The sequence below is a fragment of the Pontibacillus salicampi genome, assembly GCF_042434395.1.
GTDB classification, from domain to species: domain Bacteria; phylum Bacillota; class Bacilli; order Bacillales; family BH030062; genus Pontibacillus; species Pontibacillus salicampi.
In genome coordinates this window covers 91,940-107,656 of record NZ_JBHLTP010000002.1, presented here as the reverse complement: position 1 = coordinate 107,656, position 15,717 = coordinate 91,940, and the positions used below count along the sequence as shown (strand labels likewise).

At 40.4% G+C, this 15,717-nt stretch carries 19 protein-coding genes; 7 read left to right on the top strand and 12 right to left on the bottom strand.

Translation table 11 applies throughout. The annotated features are described in order from the left end of the window. The first annotated feature begins 21 nt into the window (after positions 1-21). Entirely contained in the window at positions 22-864 is an 843-nt protein-coding gene (locus ACFFGV_RS01365) for a mechanosensitive ion channel family protein (RefSeq protein WP_377344770.1), read from the top strand. 149 nt (positions 865-1,013) lie between these two features. On the opposite strand, the gene ACFFGV_RS01360 is transcribed toward ACFFGV_RS01365, so the two are convergent. The 10 genes from ACFFGV_RS01360 to ACFFGV_RS01315 form a co-directional block, all read right to left on the bottom strand. Continuing rightward, a complete protein-coding gene (locus ACFFGV_RS01360; protein WP_377344768.1) occupies positions 1,014-2,306 on the bottom strand; it encodes a hemolysin family protein in 1,293 nt (430 codons plus the stop codon). Between the two features lie 73 nt (positions 2,307-2,379). Further along, a complete protein-coding gene (locus ACFFGV_RS01355) occupies positions 2,380-2,628 on the bottom strand; it encodes a YkuS family protein (protein ID WP_377344767.1) in 249 nt (82 codons plus the stop codon). 80 nt (positions 2,629-2,708) lie between these two features. Then, positions 2,709-3,830, bottom strand: coding sequence for an N-acetyldiaminopimelate deacetylase (locus ACFFGV_RS01350; protein WP_377344766.1), 1,122 nt, complete (start codon positions 3,828-3,830; stop codon positions 2,709-2,711). Positions 3,831-3,898: 68 nt separating this feature from the next. Beyond that, positions 3,899-4,618 (bottom strand): 2,3,4,5-tetrahydropyridine-2,6-dicarboxylate N-acetyltransferase, encoded by a 720-nt coding sequence (gene dapD, locus ACFFGV_RS01345; RefSeq protein WP_377344765.1) that lies wholly within the window; start codon positions 4,616-4,618, stop codon positions 3,899-3,901. Positions 4,619-4,819: 201 nt separating this feature from the next. Beyond that, the gene (gene cbpB / locus ACFFGV_RS01340; RefSeq protein ID WP_377344764.1) at positions 4,820-5,266 is read right to left on the bottom strand and encodes a cyclic-di-AMP-binding protein CbpB; all 447 of its coding nucleotides are present in this window, start codon (positions 5,264-5,266) and stop codon (positions 4,820-4,822) included. A gap of 210 nt (positions 5,267-5,476) precedes the next feature. Then, positions 5,477-5,608 (bottom strand): hypothetical protein, encoded by a 132-nt coding sequence (locus tag ACFFGV_RS01335; RefSeq protein ID WP_377344763.1) that lies wholly within the window; start codon positions 5,606-5,608, stop codon positions 5,477-5,479. A 330-nt stretch (positions 5,609-5,938) separates the two neighbouring features. Then, the gene (locus ACFFGV_RS01330) at positions 5,939-7,153 is read right to left on the bottom strand and encodes an EAL domain-containing protein (protein ID WP_377344762.1); all 1,215 of its coding nucleotides are present in this window, start codon (positions 7,151-7,153) and stop codon (positions 5,939-5,941) included. 15 nt (positions 7,154-7,168) lie between these two features. After that, positions 7,169-8,530: a sensor histidine kinase gene (locus ACFFGV_RS01325; protein WP_377344760.1), complete on the bottom strand. Its 1,362-nt coding sequence runs from the start codon at positions 8,528-8,530 to the stop codon at positions 7,169-7,171. Then, entirely contained in the window at positions 8,527-9,243 is a 717-nt protein-coding gene (locus ACFFGV_RS01320) for a response regulator transcription factor (RefSeq protein ID WP_377344759.1), read from the bottom strand. Before ACFFGV_RS01320 ends, ACFFGV_RS01325 begins: the two co-directional genes overlap by 4 nt. Positions 9,244-9,419: 176 nt before the next feature. Then, positions 9,420-9,866, bottom strand: coding sequence for a hypothetical protein (locus tag ACFFGV_RS01315; RefSeq protein ID WP_377344758.1), 447 nt, complete (start codon positions 9,864-9,866; stop codon positions 9,420-9,422). Between the two features lie 166 nt (positions 9,867-10,032). Between ACFFGV_RS01315 and trhA the strand changes: the two genes are divergently transcribed. After that, the gene (gene trhA / locus ACFFGV_RS01310; protein WP_377344756.1) at positions 10,033-10,668 is read left to right on the top strand and encodes a PAQR family membrane homeostasis protein TrhA; all 636 of its coding nucleotides are present in this window, start codon (positions 10,033-10,035) and stop codon (positions 10,666-10,668) included. A gap of 76 nt (positions 10,669-10,744) precedes the next feature. Here the strand turns inward: trhA and fadH are convergent, their stop codons facing one another. After that, complete coding sequence (fadH, locus tag ACFFGV_RS01305; RefSeq protein WP_377344755.1) at positions 10,745-11,512, bottom strand: 2,4-dienoyl-CoA reductase; 768 nt, start codon at positions 11,510-11,512, stop codon at positions 10,745-10,747. 173 nt (positions 11,513-11,685) lie between these two features. On the opposite strand from fadH, the gene ACFFGV_RS01300 reads away from it, so the two are divergent. The 5 genes from ACFFGV_RS01300 (at position 11,686) to ACFFGV_RS01280 (ending at position 14,596) form a co-directional block, all read left to right on the top strand. Next, positions 11,686-12,564: a metallophosphoesterase gene (locus tag ACFFGV_RS01300; RefSeq protein WP_377344754.1), complete on the top strand. Its 879-nt coding sequence runs from the start codon at positions 11,686-11,688 to the stop codon at positions 12,562-12,564. Between the two features lie 87 nt (positions 12,565-12,651). After that, positions 12,652-12,960: a hypothetical protein gene (locus tag ACFFGV_RS01295; protein ID WP_377344753.1), complete on the top strand. Its 309-nt coding sequence runs from the start codon at positions 12,652-12,654 to the stop codon at positions 12,958-12,960. Positions 12,961-13,115: 155 nt separating this feature from the next. Beyond that, on the top strand, positions 13,116-13,724 hold the full coding sequence (locus tag ACFFGV_RS01290) for an SCO family protein (RefSeq protein WP_377344752.1): 609 nt from the start codon (positions 13,116-13,118) through the stop codon (positions 13,722-13,724). A gap of 117 nt (positions 13,725-13,841) precedes the next feature. After that, positions 13,842-14,327, top strand: a complete 486-nt coding sequence (locus tag ACFFGV_RS01285) for a YkyB family protein (protein ID WP_377344751.1) — start codon at positions 13,842-13,844, stop codon at positions 14,325-14,327. Between the two features lie 68 nt (positions 14,328-14,395). Then, on the top strand, positions 14,396-14,596 hold the full coding sequence (locus ACFFGV_RS01280) for a hypothetical protein (protein ID WP_377344749.1): 201 nt from the start codon (positions 14,396-14,398) through the stop codon (positions 14,594-14,596). 212 nt (positions 14,597-14,808) lie between these two features. Here ACFFGV_RS01280 and ACFFGV_RS01275 read toward each other — a convergent pair whose 3' ends face one another. After that, the gene (locus ACFFGV_RS01275; protein WP_377344791.1) at positions 14,809-15,714 is read right to left on the bottom strand and encodes a chemotaxis protein; all 906 of its coding nucleotides are present in this window, start codon (positions 15,712-15,714) and stop codon (positions 14,809-14,811) included. Between the last annotated feature and the right edge of the window lie 3 nt (positions 15,715-15,717).

The window sequence follows — 15,717 nt, the reverse complement described above, 5'->3', positions numbered from 1 at the left end:
GAATATAGAAAGGGGAATTTTATGAACTTATTTGTAGATGGAGACTTCAGTTGGACAGCATTTCTCGATTCTGTTATATCTGCTGGACTTAAAATCGGACTTGTATTACTTGTATATGTAATCATTTCCCCGATAGGTAAACGACTTATTTCCAGAATTATCAACGGAGCTGGTAACAAACAAAAATTATCAGAAGGCCGTTCGAAAACGTTAGAACGCCTCATCTTGAATATTTATTCTTACGTTCTAGGATTTATTTTAATTGCTACCCTCCTCGGTCTATTTGATATTAACCTTGCACCATTAATTGCAGGCGCTGGTATCATCGGCCTTGCTATTGGATTTGGTGCACAAGGGTTAGTAAGTGACGTGGTAACAGGGTTCTTTATTCTACTTGAAAAACAAGTAGAGGTAGATGAATATGTTACTGCTGGAGGAATGAACGGAGTAGTGGAAGAAGTGGGACTTCGAACGACTAAAATTCGCAGCTTTGACGGGACCTTGAACTTTGTCCCAAACCGCCATATTTCAACTATCAGCAACCACACACGCGGAAACATGCGTGCTCTTGTTGATATTGGTATAGCATATGGCGAAAATATCGATGAAGCCATGGCCGTTCTACAAAAAGTGTGCGATGAATTTCAGCAAGATGAACGTGTTACAGACGGACCGAATGTACTAGGGGTACAAAGCTTTGGCTCCTCTGACATCGTCTTACGTGTACTAGGTCATACGGAAAACATGCAGCAATGGGCAGTAGAACGTGACTTGCGTAAACGAATTAAAGAAGCATTTGATGATGCAGGAATCGAAATACCATTTCCTCATCAGGTTAATATTTATAAGAAAGAAGACGAATAAGCAGCAGCGTCTAAACAAGAAAAGCCGTTTCCCTTTTTCAAGGGGAGCGGCTTTTCCTGTTTCTTGTCATAGGATTTATAACAACATTTCGCTTTTCTTCACTTCTCCCTATGTGTTCCTCTCTCTATTGAACTATAAAAACCTGAGCATTATTTCTGCTCAGGCTTTTCGCTGATTTCTACTTTTGTAATATGGGAGTCCTCTTTATCCTTTACTTTAAAAAGGTACGACCCTACGGTAAATTCTTTGCCAATAATAACATTCATATCCTGCATCATAATCCATCCGGAAATGGTGTCCACTTCATCGTGCTCCAAATCAAGGTTAAAGAAATCGTTTACGTCTTGTATGGACATTTTTCCATCAATAAGCTTGTTTCCGTTAGGAAGAGTTTCCATTGGCAATTCTTCCTCTTGGTCAAACTCATCTCTTATTTCTCCAACTATTTCCTCTAGAATATCCTCGACAGTTACAATTCCTGAGGTTCCGCCGTATTCGTCTACAAGGACGGTCATATGTGTTTGATTTTTCTGCATCATTACGAGGACATCTCTTAGAGGCAGGTTCTCAAATACTTTCTTAACTGGTCGGACGTATTCCATAATATCATTCGTATCATCACAGCTGTCGTAAAACAATTCTTTCATGTGAACAACCCCGACAACATCATCCTTATCTTCCTTAATGACGGGATACCTTGTATAGCGCTCCTGTCTCATGATTTCCATTATTTCTGACATACTATCGTTGATATCGACTACTATCATATCTGTTCTCGGTGTCATGATTTCTTTAGCTGTACGGTTGTCAAATTCAAACACCCTGTCTACATATTTATACTCTGCTTGGCTAATTTCACCTTGGTGATAGCTTTGCGTTAAAATATACCGTAATTCATCTTCCGAGTGGACCTCTTCTTGCTCTTTGGCGGTTTGATATCCAAACATCCGAATAAGTACGTTAGATGAACCGTTTAACAGCCAAATGAGAGGAAACATGATTTTGTGAAATACGGCAAGCGGTCTTGCAATAATAAGAGTAATAGCCTCTGCCTTTTGAATGGCCAAAGTCTTTGGGGCTAACTCACCAAGCACTACATGTAAAAATGTAATGATGAAGAAAGCAATAATGAAAGATATCGTATGACTTAGTGCGCTCGGAATAGCGAAGGGTTCAAACAATGGATCCAACAGCTTCTGGATGGTAGGCTCCCCAAGCCAGCCAAGTCCTAAGGAGGTTATTGTGATGCCTAACTGGCAAGCAGATAGGTAATCGTCGAGATTCCTTACTAGCTTTAAGGCTAGATCGGCACGCTTATCTCCTTTTTGGGATAACGCTTCTAGCCTTGATTTTCGAACCTTTACGATGGAGAATTCACTCGCAACAAAAAATGCAGTAAGAATGATAAGTAAAACTACTAATGAAAGATTAAATGCAATCATGACGACCTCTCCCTATAATATAAAGCCAAATAATGGATGAAAGGGCTGACTATCAAACAGTCAGCCCGTACTTTTATGCTTTTGCACTTCTCTCTTCGACTGCCTGACATACCTCATCTGCAGTTAAACCGTGTGCATTGATGACAGAGCCTTGTGTTACAGCGTTTGTCATGCCCATCACATCTTTGTCCTGTCCCGATATAACACAGCAATCACAGGTTTCAGCGTCTTTGTCACTTCTTAAATCTACTGTTTCATATCCTTTTGATTGAAGTGCTTCACGCACATCCGACAGTGTTCCTTCAATGCCGATCTTAGCCATTTCCCATACCTCCTAAGTAGTTTGATGGACAACGTCCTTCGGCAAGTAGTTTGTCCTTATTACTTGAAGGTATGCGCTGATTACACTGTCATGTTGCGGATTGTATTGGTTACTACATCCACCCCAACCTGCAGCGCCTCTTCTTCCGGCTGTAAACGGCTATGATGGAGTCCGTATGGTGAATGCACTCCAAGCCAGAACATAAATCCGGGGATATCACGAAGCATATACCCAAAATCTTCACCAGTCATTGCTGGCTTAGCTTCCTTAAAAGTATATCCAGCCGTTTCCACTATATCCTGTAGTGGTTGGATATATGCTTTACTGTTTTTTACCTGATAGTAATTGGAGCCGTAATCAATAGAGATGGAGCAGCCTTGGCTTATTTCAATGCCGTTTGCCAACGCTTCTATTCTTTCCTTCAATAAATCCATTGTGTTGGCTTGAAAGGATCTCAATGTCCCCTCTAGTCTAGCATGTTCAGCAATAACATTTTGAACGAAACCGCCCGTAATTTTCCCAATCGTAACGACGGCTGAATCAAGCGGATCAACATTACGGGCGACGATTTGCTGTGCCTGTACAGTGAATTGACTTGCTGCTAATACCATGTCCTTGGTGAAGTGTGGGTATGCAGCATGACCGCCTTTTCCATGGAAGTCAATGAAAAGCTCACTCGTATTGGCAAATAATAGACCTTCTCTTGAAGAAATGGTACCTACAGGTAAATCGGGTGCAATATGTAAGGCAAATACCATGTCTGGCCACCACTGTTTCATTTCCTCACTCTCAAGCATTGGCAATGCACCACCAGGCCCTTCTTCGGCTGGCTGAAACAAGAATAAGGCTGTCTGCTCTGCAGGCTCGTGAGCTAATCTTGTTAAGGCACCTAAAGCAATAGTCATATGAAAATCGTGACCACATGCATGCATATACCCTTCATGGATAGATTGAAACGCATAGTCTGTATCTTCCTGGATAGGAAGAGCATCCATATCAGCACGGTAAGCAATCGTTTTACTAGCATGTGTTCCTGCTACTCTAACTAAAATGCCCGTTTTCCACGTTTGAACTTCAAGATGGTCCTTAGGGAGCGTTGAAATGTATTCTAATAAATACTGCTGTGTTTTATGTTCTTGGAACCCTAGTTCAGGTATTTGGTGCAAATCTCTTCTAATGGATATGAGCTGTTCTGGCTTCATGTCCTTCACCTCCGAATGTATAAGAATGATAAAAAAAGCAGGAGAACCCTCTCCTGCTTTTGCATTGCTTAATTGTCTAATTTACGTAGTTCTTGTTTAATTTCTGTTTTTCCTTTTGTCTGTTCGTCGATTTCTTTTATAACCTTCGCAGGGGTTCCAGCTACGACGGTGTTAGGTGGAACATCTTTCGTTACAATGGCACCAGATGCTACTACAGATCCTTCGCCAACAGTAACTCCTTCGAGGATTACCGCATTAGCGCCTACTACAACCCCATCTTCTACTACAACGGGCTTGGCAGATGGTGGTTCAATTACACCAGCTAATACTGCACCAGCACCAATGTGACAATTTTTACCAACTGTCGCACGTCCGCCAAGTACTGCGTTCATGTCAATCATTGTACCTTCGCCTACTACAGAACCAATATTGATTGCTGCACCAAGCATAATAACTGCACCATCTCCAATCTCTACCTGGTCGCGAATAATAGCACCTGGTTCAATTCGAGCATTGATGTTCTTCAAGTCAAGAGTAGGGATTGCCGAGTTGCGTCGATCATTTTCCACGACGTAATCTTCAATAGCAGCCTCATGCTCCTTTAATTTAGGTTCAACGTCTTTCCATTCCCCGAATAAAACACCCGTTTCGTTGTCCACGAACGCTCTTACGTGTTCTCCGAAATGTAATGTTTTAAGATTATCACCTTTTATATATACTTTGACAGGTGTTGATTTTGTACTGTTTGAAATAAACGAAATAATTTCATTTGCATCCATTTGTTCCATGTCTAGTCCTCCTTGTTATGTAGAAAAATCTCACTTATTCCTTTACTTTATCAAATAAAAGCTAGCAGTGACAAGCCTAACTTCCTATAGCTAAGAGTGTAAGAAGGCACACAAGTCAAAAATAACAGAACGTGTGTTGTATTAACTACTCTCTATGAATATAAAAATTGTTGGATCCAGTAAAGAGGATCCAACAATTTGTTATGATTCATGATTCGTGTGAATATGTTGATTAATTCGTTTTAAAATAGCTCTTCTTGTTAGAATTCCTTCAAAATAGCCCTTTTCATCAATTACACACACAAATGGATGATCAATGACTGAATGCAGTCCATCTGAGAAAGTAGCCTCTGGTTTCAGGTATGGAATATCTGTATTCATGACCTCCTCTACCGTCATCTCAGAAAGGCAATCTAACTCAAATTGCTCTACACCAAGCATATTTTCAATGATATTGGTTTTACTAATAATACCTTTCAGCTTGTATTCAGCATCTAATACAGGGACTGCCGAATAACCAGACTTTACCAGAACTAACAGCGCATGTTCCATTGGGTTTCCGCCTTGGACATGAGCTACTTTTTCTGAAGGTATCATCATCTCCTGCATGGAATATTTTTCTAATCCTTCTTTTTGAACACTAATCACTGTGTTACACTCCTTCTAGTTTCACACATGGAGGAGCCAAGCATATGAGTACTTCCATTTCTTCGATTCCCATTTTACAGTGTAGCATATTTTCCTATAAATTACGACCAGTCTCCCTTCCCTCCTGAAATGAAGCCGCTCGTTTTAGAACCTCGATATGCTAGGCGCTTTTTTGTATGTAAGGTAGTTATGGAGGAGAGGAATCTCCTCCTATTGTTTCTTGCTATCATCCTGCTTTTGAACCTCAATCTTAATAGGTACTAATTGCTGATGGCCGCACCTAGCACAATACATAGCTGACTCTGTGTACAACGTACAGCAATGAGGACAATGATATTGCATGGGCAATCCCTTCTTTCTCATTGTATCTAGTATTCTACCAATATATGATATGCAAAAGCTGATTATTCGTTCGTAAATTACTTTCATGATATGACAAGCCCTGACTGTATTTACCGCTTCTCCCAAACTACTTGCTCAACTATTTGACGAAAAAAGCTGTCTATTGTCTAGTTATGTTGACGCTTGGCATCGTTATATTTCTTAATAGTCACATGGAGTTGTTCAGGAATCGTTATCTACAAGAAGATTAAGGCAGGAAAAGCAATAATAGTTCCTTTCTACACAACCACACTTTCCAATAAAAAAGGACCTCCCCCTGGAGATCCTAAATTAAATCAATAAACATTCATGCTCATAAATGTAAGAATACCGGATATCAATAAAGATATAAAAATGAGCTGAGAGCGGAAAGCTAAATGTGCGAACCATCTCCCTTGTATCAATATCTGAATAGAGGTCAGAGAGCCTCCCTTTATTCCACGTTCTCATTTGTACCATATTCTCTAAGAAATACGGCCGAAACGCCCAGTTGGTCCCCACTATGTCCGCTTCCTTTTCCCATTCTTCCCCATACTTACGATAGTTAGAGGATATTTGTTGTCCATTGCTATCGCACACATATATACGAAAACTTTCTTCATCGAAATAACGAGCCACTCTTTCTATAAAGGAGTCTACCTTCCTGTTACCGCTCCAATAGTCAAGAAGTCCTCGCATCCGCTGGTCCCATTTCAAAACAAATGCTATTCGATCCTCGATGAGACTCTTTTCCCTCCGGATAAATGAATCTACCTGCTCCTTAATAAGCTTCTCTCTCGCAAAGGCATCTAAAAAAGAAAAGGATGGTCTTTCCAAATAATACCCTTGGTAAAATCTCCCTCCATGTTTCCAAGCGTAATACAGCTGGAAGGAATCTTCAATGTTCTCAAACAACATAGCAGCCCCAATCCTTCTAGCCAGGAAAGATAAGGAATACAGTATGTCCTGATGATTACTAGAATCATTGTTTCGAAGTATTTTACTATCGATTTTAATAATGTGGGGCTCAAGCTGTCGCAACCGGTCTAGGTTAGAGCTTTTCTCTCCAACTCGATCGATGGCTATCTGAATACCAAACGTTTTATAATATAAAAGGAGATGCGAAAGGCTTTTGAAATCCTCATCGAAATCATGTTCTGTTATTTCCAATACAATTCTGTGATATGCAAACCCCTGTTCGTGGAAGGGTGCTAACGTTTCAATGAGATGTTCTCCATCCCACATTAACTGCTTTGCTGTCCTATTAACAAACAAGCAACTTTTCGTATCTCCCTTATCCATTAAATCCTGTACCGCTTGAGTTAGCAGGTTATTATCAATTTCCACCTTAAATTCATCAGGTACTTGAGAATCATGAAAGAAAGACCCAAGACTAACCCATTCCTCATTCTCCTTTATTCTCCCTAACACTTCATACCCCATTACATCATGCTTTATTGCAGAAAATATAGGCTGATAAGCTGGTTTGATTTGGTCCAGCTGCTCCATAACATCCATCGGATCCATCCTGTTTCCTCCTTACTAATCAACTGGCAGGGATAACGTAAAGCAGCTCCCTTCTCCTATTGTTGAGGTGACGGTAAGCGTACCTTTATGAGCTTCCGCGTAGCCCCTCGCAATAGCAAGCCCTAAGCCTGCTCCTCCGTTCGTTCTCGTACGCGATCTCTCTTTACGATAAAAACGCTCAAATACATATGGGAGCTCATCTCTTGCGATCCCCTCTCCCTCATCCTTTATATGTACTTTAATCCAGTCTTCATTTTGTTCTAATGCTATGGTTAACACTCCTCCGGAAGGGCTATGTCGAATTCCGTTTCCAATCACATTAATAATTATTTGGCGAATGCGGTCTTCATCAATATCTGCGATAACCTGTTCATCAGGTAAATGAGGGATAATGGCTACTTCTTTCTGTTCTGCAAGTGGATTCATTGCTTCTATCACTTTTAGAACTAAGGAATTAATACTGGTGGAAGCAGGGTTTAATGTTAACCGGCCAGCATCCGCCAAACTTAACTCCTGTAAATCATTCACGAGGCGAGTTAAACGATACACCTCATCATACATCTTTGCCATTTCATTCTGATTTGGCTCTACAATTCCATCTTGTATCGCTTCAAAGCGATTCATGAGGACAGTTAATGGTGTACGTAACTCGTGGGCAACATCTGCTACTAATTGCTTTCTTATCGTTTCATTCTCTTCAATCTTGTTCCACAACGCTAGAAAAGCCTTAGACAGAACAGCAAACTCATCATTTGTTTGAAGTGGAGCAGGCTTGTTTGAAAAATCCTCCGAAAAATGACGCACATCCTGTGTGAGCTTTTTCAGAGGAGAAGTTATCTTTCTCACTAAGAACAAGCTGACTAAAAAGGCAATACCAAGACCTACGATGAACGATAAGAGGGAAGCACGCTGCAGTCCATCAATAAAGGATTCTTCTATTTTGGAAAATATGCCGCTCGTTTTTGTTTCAAGCCAAACGTACCCAACCGTCTCCTCATTCAAGGTTAGTTCCTTTTGAAAGGTAGGCGAATCTGGAATCGTATCCCCGATTCTTTCTTCTTGGTCAGAGGCGATAATGACTTTGTCAACATTTGCAACATGCACATGATCTAACTGCTTTTCAACAAACAAAGATCCATTCTTCTCTAGGAATGGCGGCCTAATTTGAATTGTTTTTCCCTCTATACTATCCATCCCGGCATTCTTAACCTTATCCTGAAAGAAACGATAATACCCTGTCAGCTTTTGTTTATCCTCCTGTGTTAAATAAGACCGAAACGCTTCTTTAGTTTGCTGGTTCATAAAGTAAGCTTGAACCCCTGCATATAATAAAATCACTGTCAGAAAGGACAAAGCAATTTTCCCCTTCAAATTCATGAAGATGCTCCATATTTATAGCCAACACCATGAACGGTCACGATGGGAGCTTTTTCTCCCAATGCATCAGAGAGTTTCTTACGCAGGTTGCTCATATGTGTATCAATGGAACGATCATATTGTAAATATGCATCTCCCATCGCTCTAGATAACAGCTGCATTCTTGAAAACACTCGCTCTGGTTTCTCGGCAAGGGTATGCAGTAACGTAAACTCTGTTGGGGTCAACTTTAATGACTCCCCGTTTACTTTCACTTCAAACGCTGCAGGATCGATTGAAACGGGGCCACGCTCAATCCACTCTACTCCTCTACTGCTCTCCACTTCCGTCCCTTTGTACACCTCTTTACGGCGCAGCAGCGTTTTGACACGCGCTGTTACCTCTCTAATGCTGAACGGTTTAGTTATGTAATCATCTGCCCCCATTTCCAGTGCAAGAAGCGTATCTATTTCATCAGTCTTGGCTGTTAGAATAATGACAGGAAGAGCAGGGAAGTTATACCTAATTTCTCGAAGGCAAGTCATACCATCCATCCCCGGCATCATCATATCTAATAAAACGAGGTCAACAGCAGTAGCCGAGATGATATCAATTGCCTCTTTCCCTTCACTAGCTTCTAGCAGCTCAAATTGTTCATTCGATAAATAAGAAGTGACGGACTCTCTTATGGCCTGATCGTCATCTACAAATAAAATTTTGGTTTGTTCCATCATTTCTATTGCCCCTCCTTATAGGTTATTCCTATTGTAAAACAACAATTAAGCTTAGGGTAGTATTTATTATCATGACCCTGTTTCCACTTTTTGCTGCAGGACATTGCTGTTTTAATTATTTCATAGCACAGCTATTCTATTATCACACGTAAAATGCCCAGGAAACCTGGGCTTCGTCATTCCTCTTTATGTTGTTTCCTGTTAGGTAAAGGTTGGTTAAGATGCTCATCAAACCACGAGCTGCAATGCTCTAGAATGGCTTCTTTTTTCTTCTCGGTCATCCAGTCTTCCTTTACTTTGGCATTCATGCGCTCCTCTTTTTTACTCAAAATGGCTTGCTTCACCTCGTCTGGTTGCCTTCCCTTAGCCGTAATCACTTCCTTTAACGTCGAACCTTTAGCATAAAACTCTTGCACCTCTTCTTTTGTCAGATCCAATTCTGTTACTATAGATTTCATCATGTGAGCAGCTTTCCATTTTTGATGACGATGCTTAGGAGCAGATTCCGTTGCTGCCTTCGCCACACCTGTAGCATCAATAATAGTCATTGCTGATGCCTGGGTTGACAGCGGAGTAGTCAAAAGCAGAAGAACGAACGGTATCATGAAAGATTTTCTCTTCAAGGATAATTCCTCCTTTTTATTATAATTCCTGTTTATCTTAACCATTTATCTTTCACAAATGCTTTAGATTATCTTTAGATTTTGTTAAGGTTAAACGATTCGTTTGGAGGTAGGACCCAAGAAGAGATATAATGGAAATAATTCGATAAAAGGAAGAGGTTTTTGAGTGGAGACACACGTATTTTCCAAAAAAGAAGAGGTTGCTAACGCAATAACTCATGGTGTCGGAGTGATTCTGAGTATTGCAGCGCTTGTATTGCTTGTAGTATTTGCAAGTCTTAATGGAAGCCCAGTTGACATAGTTTCGGTAGCTATTTATGGAGCAACGATGATAACTCTGTATGCAGCCTCCACCCTTGTCCATGCTATGCCGTCTGGTAAATGGAAGGATCGTTTTGAAATACTCGACCATGCTTCTATATATTTATTTATTGCTGGTACCTACACTCCTATACTGCTCGTTTTATTAGGAGGAACACTGGGATGGACAATGTTTGGTATCGTTTGGGGCATTGCCGTTGCAGGTGTAGTGTTTAAAATGTTCTTTGTGAAGAAGTTCGTCGTTTTGTCCACCCTGTTTTACATCATGATGGGATGGATTATTGTTTTTGCATGGAACCCACTTATGGCTAAGCTTGCATTTGGAGGATTGGTCCTCCTCGTAATTGGTGGTATTCTGTACTCCATTGGCACTATTTTCTATGTATGGAGAGGCTTTACCTTTCATCATGCTGTTTGGCACTTGTTTGTTATCGCTGGCACGGTAGCTCACTTTTTTGCGATTTTCTTCTATATCATTTAAACCCCGGCTTATTTGCCAGGGTTTATTTTTTTGATATAGGCTTTGTTAGTTCTTGTTGTCGAAACGGATTAACCTATTAAAAAGGGTATGAATTTAACCACTGACCGCCATCTAATGTAACTACCTCCCCATTCATATAGGAAGCTTTCTCAGAAAGTATAAAGTGTGCTAGGTCGGCAATTTCTTCCGGTTTCCCTAATCTTCCAAGGGGCACGGAATTTAGTGTTCGTTTTGCTGCTTCTTCTGACTGGAATAACTTATCTGCTCCTCCCGTTCTTTCTATTGGTCCAGGGGCAATAGCATTGGTACGGATATTGTATTTATATCCCCACTCGACAGCTAACGTTCTAGTCATCGTTAATACACCAGACTTGGCACAGGCTGAATGCATCACACCAGGCCCAGCGTTCCATGCGTAGGTAGCCACAATATTTAATATGTTTCCTTCAATTTTATTTTCAATCCAATAGTCACCAACGGCCTTACTGCAATAAAATGTTCCGTTTAGAACAATATCAATAACCGAATTCCAGCCATTAATGGACATTTCCTCTGCTGGTACAATAAAGTTACCTGCAGCATTATTGACTAAGTGATGGATGGCTCCAAAATGGTCCACTGTCTCCTCTACCATTCTTTGTACATCCTCAGGCTTACGTACGTCCATTTCAATAGTATGAACTCGATCTACACTACCAGCAGCAATCTCGTTTTTAGCAGCTTCTAATTTTTCCTTGTTTCTGCCAGTGATAGCTACCTTAGCACCTTCTTCAACAAATTTTTGCGCCATATACAATCCCATACCGTTAGATCCACCGGTAACGATAACAACTTCATTTTGCATATGTATCCCTCCTTCTTCATTGAATTCTTCACCACCTATTGAAAACCCTTTCAAAATATAAAAATGAATATCTCTCACCTAGTCGTTCAGGTTACAAAGGGAAATATGCTATAATGCTTCTATCTATTTCATAGACTAACAGAGATGATTTTCTACTAGAAAGCGTGAATATAATGAATAATAAAATGAATCGCCGAAGCTTTTTGAAACGGATGCTTGGTGGAGCTATCAGTTTGTTAGGTCTAAGTGGAGGCTCTTACTATTACGCAAAATACATGGAACCGTCCATGCTTAGTGTGCAGGAGGAAAAGATAATATCCTCAAACATACCTCCGCAGCTCGAAGGCTTACGAGTGCTTCAATTCAGCGACACCCATCTCGGGTTCCATTATGATATTACACAATTTGAAAGGCTAGTCCACCACATAAACAAACAGCAGTGTGATCTGCTGTTATTTACAGGAGATTTATTCGATGCACCAAATGAAGCTTCTTTTGAAATGCTAGAGCAAGCAGCTAGTCTATTAGATTCGATCACAGCGCCATTAGGTAAATTTTGGATATACGGAAACCATGATCATGGAGGATACGGCACAGACCTTATTGCTACCTATATGGAAAAAGGAGGCTTTACCCTATTACAGAATCAACATAAAACGCTAACCTACAATGGGGAGGAATTTATTGTTTCCGGCCTTGATGATGTGATGCTCGGGAAACCAGACATTTCAAGAGCACTTCCACCACAGGCTGCGCATACGTTTACGATGCTGTTATGTCACGAACCAGATTATGTAGAGCATATCAAGGGAGAGCCTTTTGATATTCAGTTGTCCGGGCATAGCCATGGTGGGCAAATACAAATACCATTTCTAGGTCATATGGTAACTCCCCCCTACGCTAAGCAATATGTGGAGGGCTGGCATACTATTCGTTCCAATCAATCCTTGTATGTGAGCAGAGGGTTAGGCACCACCAGACTTCCTTATCGATTTTTATGTAAACCAGAATTCACAGTGCATACACTTACCGCACAAAAACAGGATGGATGACTTTAGGGAATATAAAAGACAGGACAGGCGCACAACTCTTCCTCTTTCATATGATGTTATGAAAGCCTATAGAAGGGAGAGAATAGGATGCAGCCACAACAATATATGTACCACGCCCCTCTTTATCCGAGAAATGCTCGACCTCTTCCAACACCGTATCGAGCACCATATCCAGGAAAAGATGAACGCTTTTTCCCAGGGCCGTTCTTCCCATTTGTGCTTGGGGGTTTAGCTGGATTGGCAGTTAGTCCATTTTTCTTTCGCCCTCCTTATCCATACCCCTGTTATGGATATCCATGCGGGCCGGGATATGGACCGGGACCCGGGCCATACGGAGGACCTGGTGGAGGTTATGGTGGACCAGGATATGGAGCACCATACGGACCTGGATATTAAGGACGTGTATATGTCATCGAAATCCTTGCACTGTGTGTGCTGGGATTTCTTCTTTGCTGCCATATGTATGTCAGAAGTGTCACGTTTTCTCCATAGCTTTTTAGCTATTCTCCATGATAAACTATTTCCAGAATAACATTTGGAGGTTATACATATTGAAAAAGAATACTTGGCTTATGTTTATTATTTTAGCAGGTACTATGCTATTAAGTGCTTGTTCTAAAAATTATGAGGGCGATTTCTCATATGAAATTGAAGACTTTGAATTCGAGAACCAGGACGGCGAAACAGTTTCCAATGAAGATTTAAAAGGGACCTTTTGGGTAGCCGACTTTATCTTTACCAATTGCACTACCGCATGCCCTCCTATGACTGCTAATATGGCAAAAGCTCAGGAGAAAATAAAAGAAGCCGGGCTAGAGGACAAAGTACGTTTTGTATCTTTCACCATTGACCCGGAATATGATACAAAGCAAGTACTAAAAGATTACATACAAAAACAAGGAGGAGATTTCTCTAATTGGGATGCGCTTACTGGCTATACACCTGAACGCATTAAAGAATTCTCCCAAACATCATTCAAATCCTTAGTGGACAAAATACCACGGCAAAACGCAAAAGAAGATGAATCCAGTTACGATTTTCTTCATTCTTCTAGTCTTTTTATCGTAACACCAGAGGGAAATGCCATTAAAAGGTTTGAAGGGACACAGTTTGAAAATGTAGATGCGCTTGTAAACCAGCTAAAAGAATATGTTCAATAGAAACATCCTAGGCCAAAAAGCGTTTTTTAATAGCTTTTTGGCTGTTCATTTGATTTTCAAGCAAAGCTTCTGTACGATATAGACAAATCACCATGTTATATGTAAGGAGGATAACTAGTGAAAAAACAGCAACCTGAGGTTTCCACAAACGAATTGGCCCAGGCCATATTCGTAGTAAATCGACACGCTAAAACAGCACCAGAGCCTAAACAGCTCTATACGTTAAAGAAAAAAGCAATCGAACAACTGATAGAGCAAAATTTGGCCAAAAAAGTTGGACTCCACTTTTCTGACCACCCTAAATATAGCCATCAACATTCAACGCTACTCGTTCAAGTTGCCGATTATTATTTTCATATCCCTCCCAAAAAAGAAGATTTCCAAACCATGAAGCACCTTGGTAATGTAGATCAGACGTACCGTAATCCAAAACCTTCTCTTTCCCTATCTAAAGCTAAGAAAGTTTTGTATCAGTACTTACAATGGGACAAGGAAGAAACACCAAGCACTAAACAGAAGAAGAAACAACCTCAAACTATTTCTCCTTTCTCTCCATGGGGGCAACTCACCACTTGGAATAAGAACCACACTAGGAAAAGGTAGTCTATAACACATCGCAATGTTTATCCCTCTTAGCAAACGTGAATAAACGTGATAAGGAGGGATAGTGTATGTCAGAGATGAAAGATTTTATGTATGAGCTGTTTCAAATGATGAAGTGGTCAGAAGAGGTTAAAGACAAGTATGACCGTCTCTCAGAAGAAGAAAAAATTATAGTAAACAAATACGCCCCATTTTCAGAAACACCAGCTGGACTAAATAAGGAAATTACAAAATGGTATCAATCCCTACATGAAGATGTTACGTATTAATTGTCCTGCTTCAAAGTACAAATTCTCAGTTTGTAGAGGAGTCCACTAAAAATATACGAACTAAAACAGCCCTTTCATGTCGGCTAAAAAAGGACTCTCCTTCATCCACCTATGAAGAAGAGTCTTTTTCTGCTTTGTCAGGCTAAGCACTACCTGCTCTCCATTGTTCTAGGCATACATTCTCTCACCCACCAGAAAATCTAACTCGTTTTCTATAATACAAGTCGATCGATAGTTTCTACTAATGAGACAATTTCAGGCTTAGATATTTGAGCATTGGCTCCTACTATTTCCCCTTTGTGACGCAAATCATCGGTAATTAAGGATGAAAAAATAATGACAGGTAGAACCGAGAGGGAGCTGTCTTCCTTCAACCGCTTCGTAAAATGGTGACCATCCATCTGAGGCATTTCAATGTCAGTAATAACGAGCTGTACCTGTTCTTCAATAGGCTGGTTTTGATTTTTGAGATTCTCTAAATACTCTATCGCATCCTTCCCATCTTCAAACAAAGTAAGATGAGAATAGCCTGCCTCCTGAAGCGTTTCCTTTAGCATTGTCCGTAATAACTCTGAATCCTCCGCCAGCATAATATGTTTATTCGATCGTTCTCTGTTGCCAAGAACCTGAATGCTCTCTTTATCTATAGAGGATTTTGGATTAATTAACGCTATCATCTTTTCATAATCCAACAAAAGCATCATTTCTTCTTCTATTTTAATTACACCCGTAATATAGGAGTCGAGCCCCTGATACATTTTATCTGGTTTTTCAATGTCCCCCCAAGAGATGCGATGAATTTGGGTTACGGTATGAACATGAAATACTACCTTTAATTGATTAAATTCTGCTAGAATAAATTTATCTAGCTTCGGTTGCTCTGATGGATCATAGCCAAGTAAATGTGCAACATCAATTACTGGTACTACCTCTCCCCTAATCTCAATAATCCCTTCCACCGAGGGATGAGAATGTGGAACATTCGTAATAGGTGTTGGAACGAGAATTTCTTTCACTTTAATAACATTTATGCCAAATCGATTAGACCCAATGCCAAATTCAACCACCTCTAATTCATTTGTTCCGCTTTCTAACAGTATTCCTTTATCATTCGTAATCAT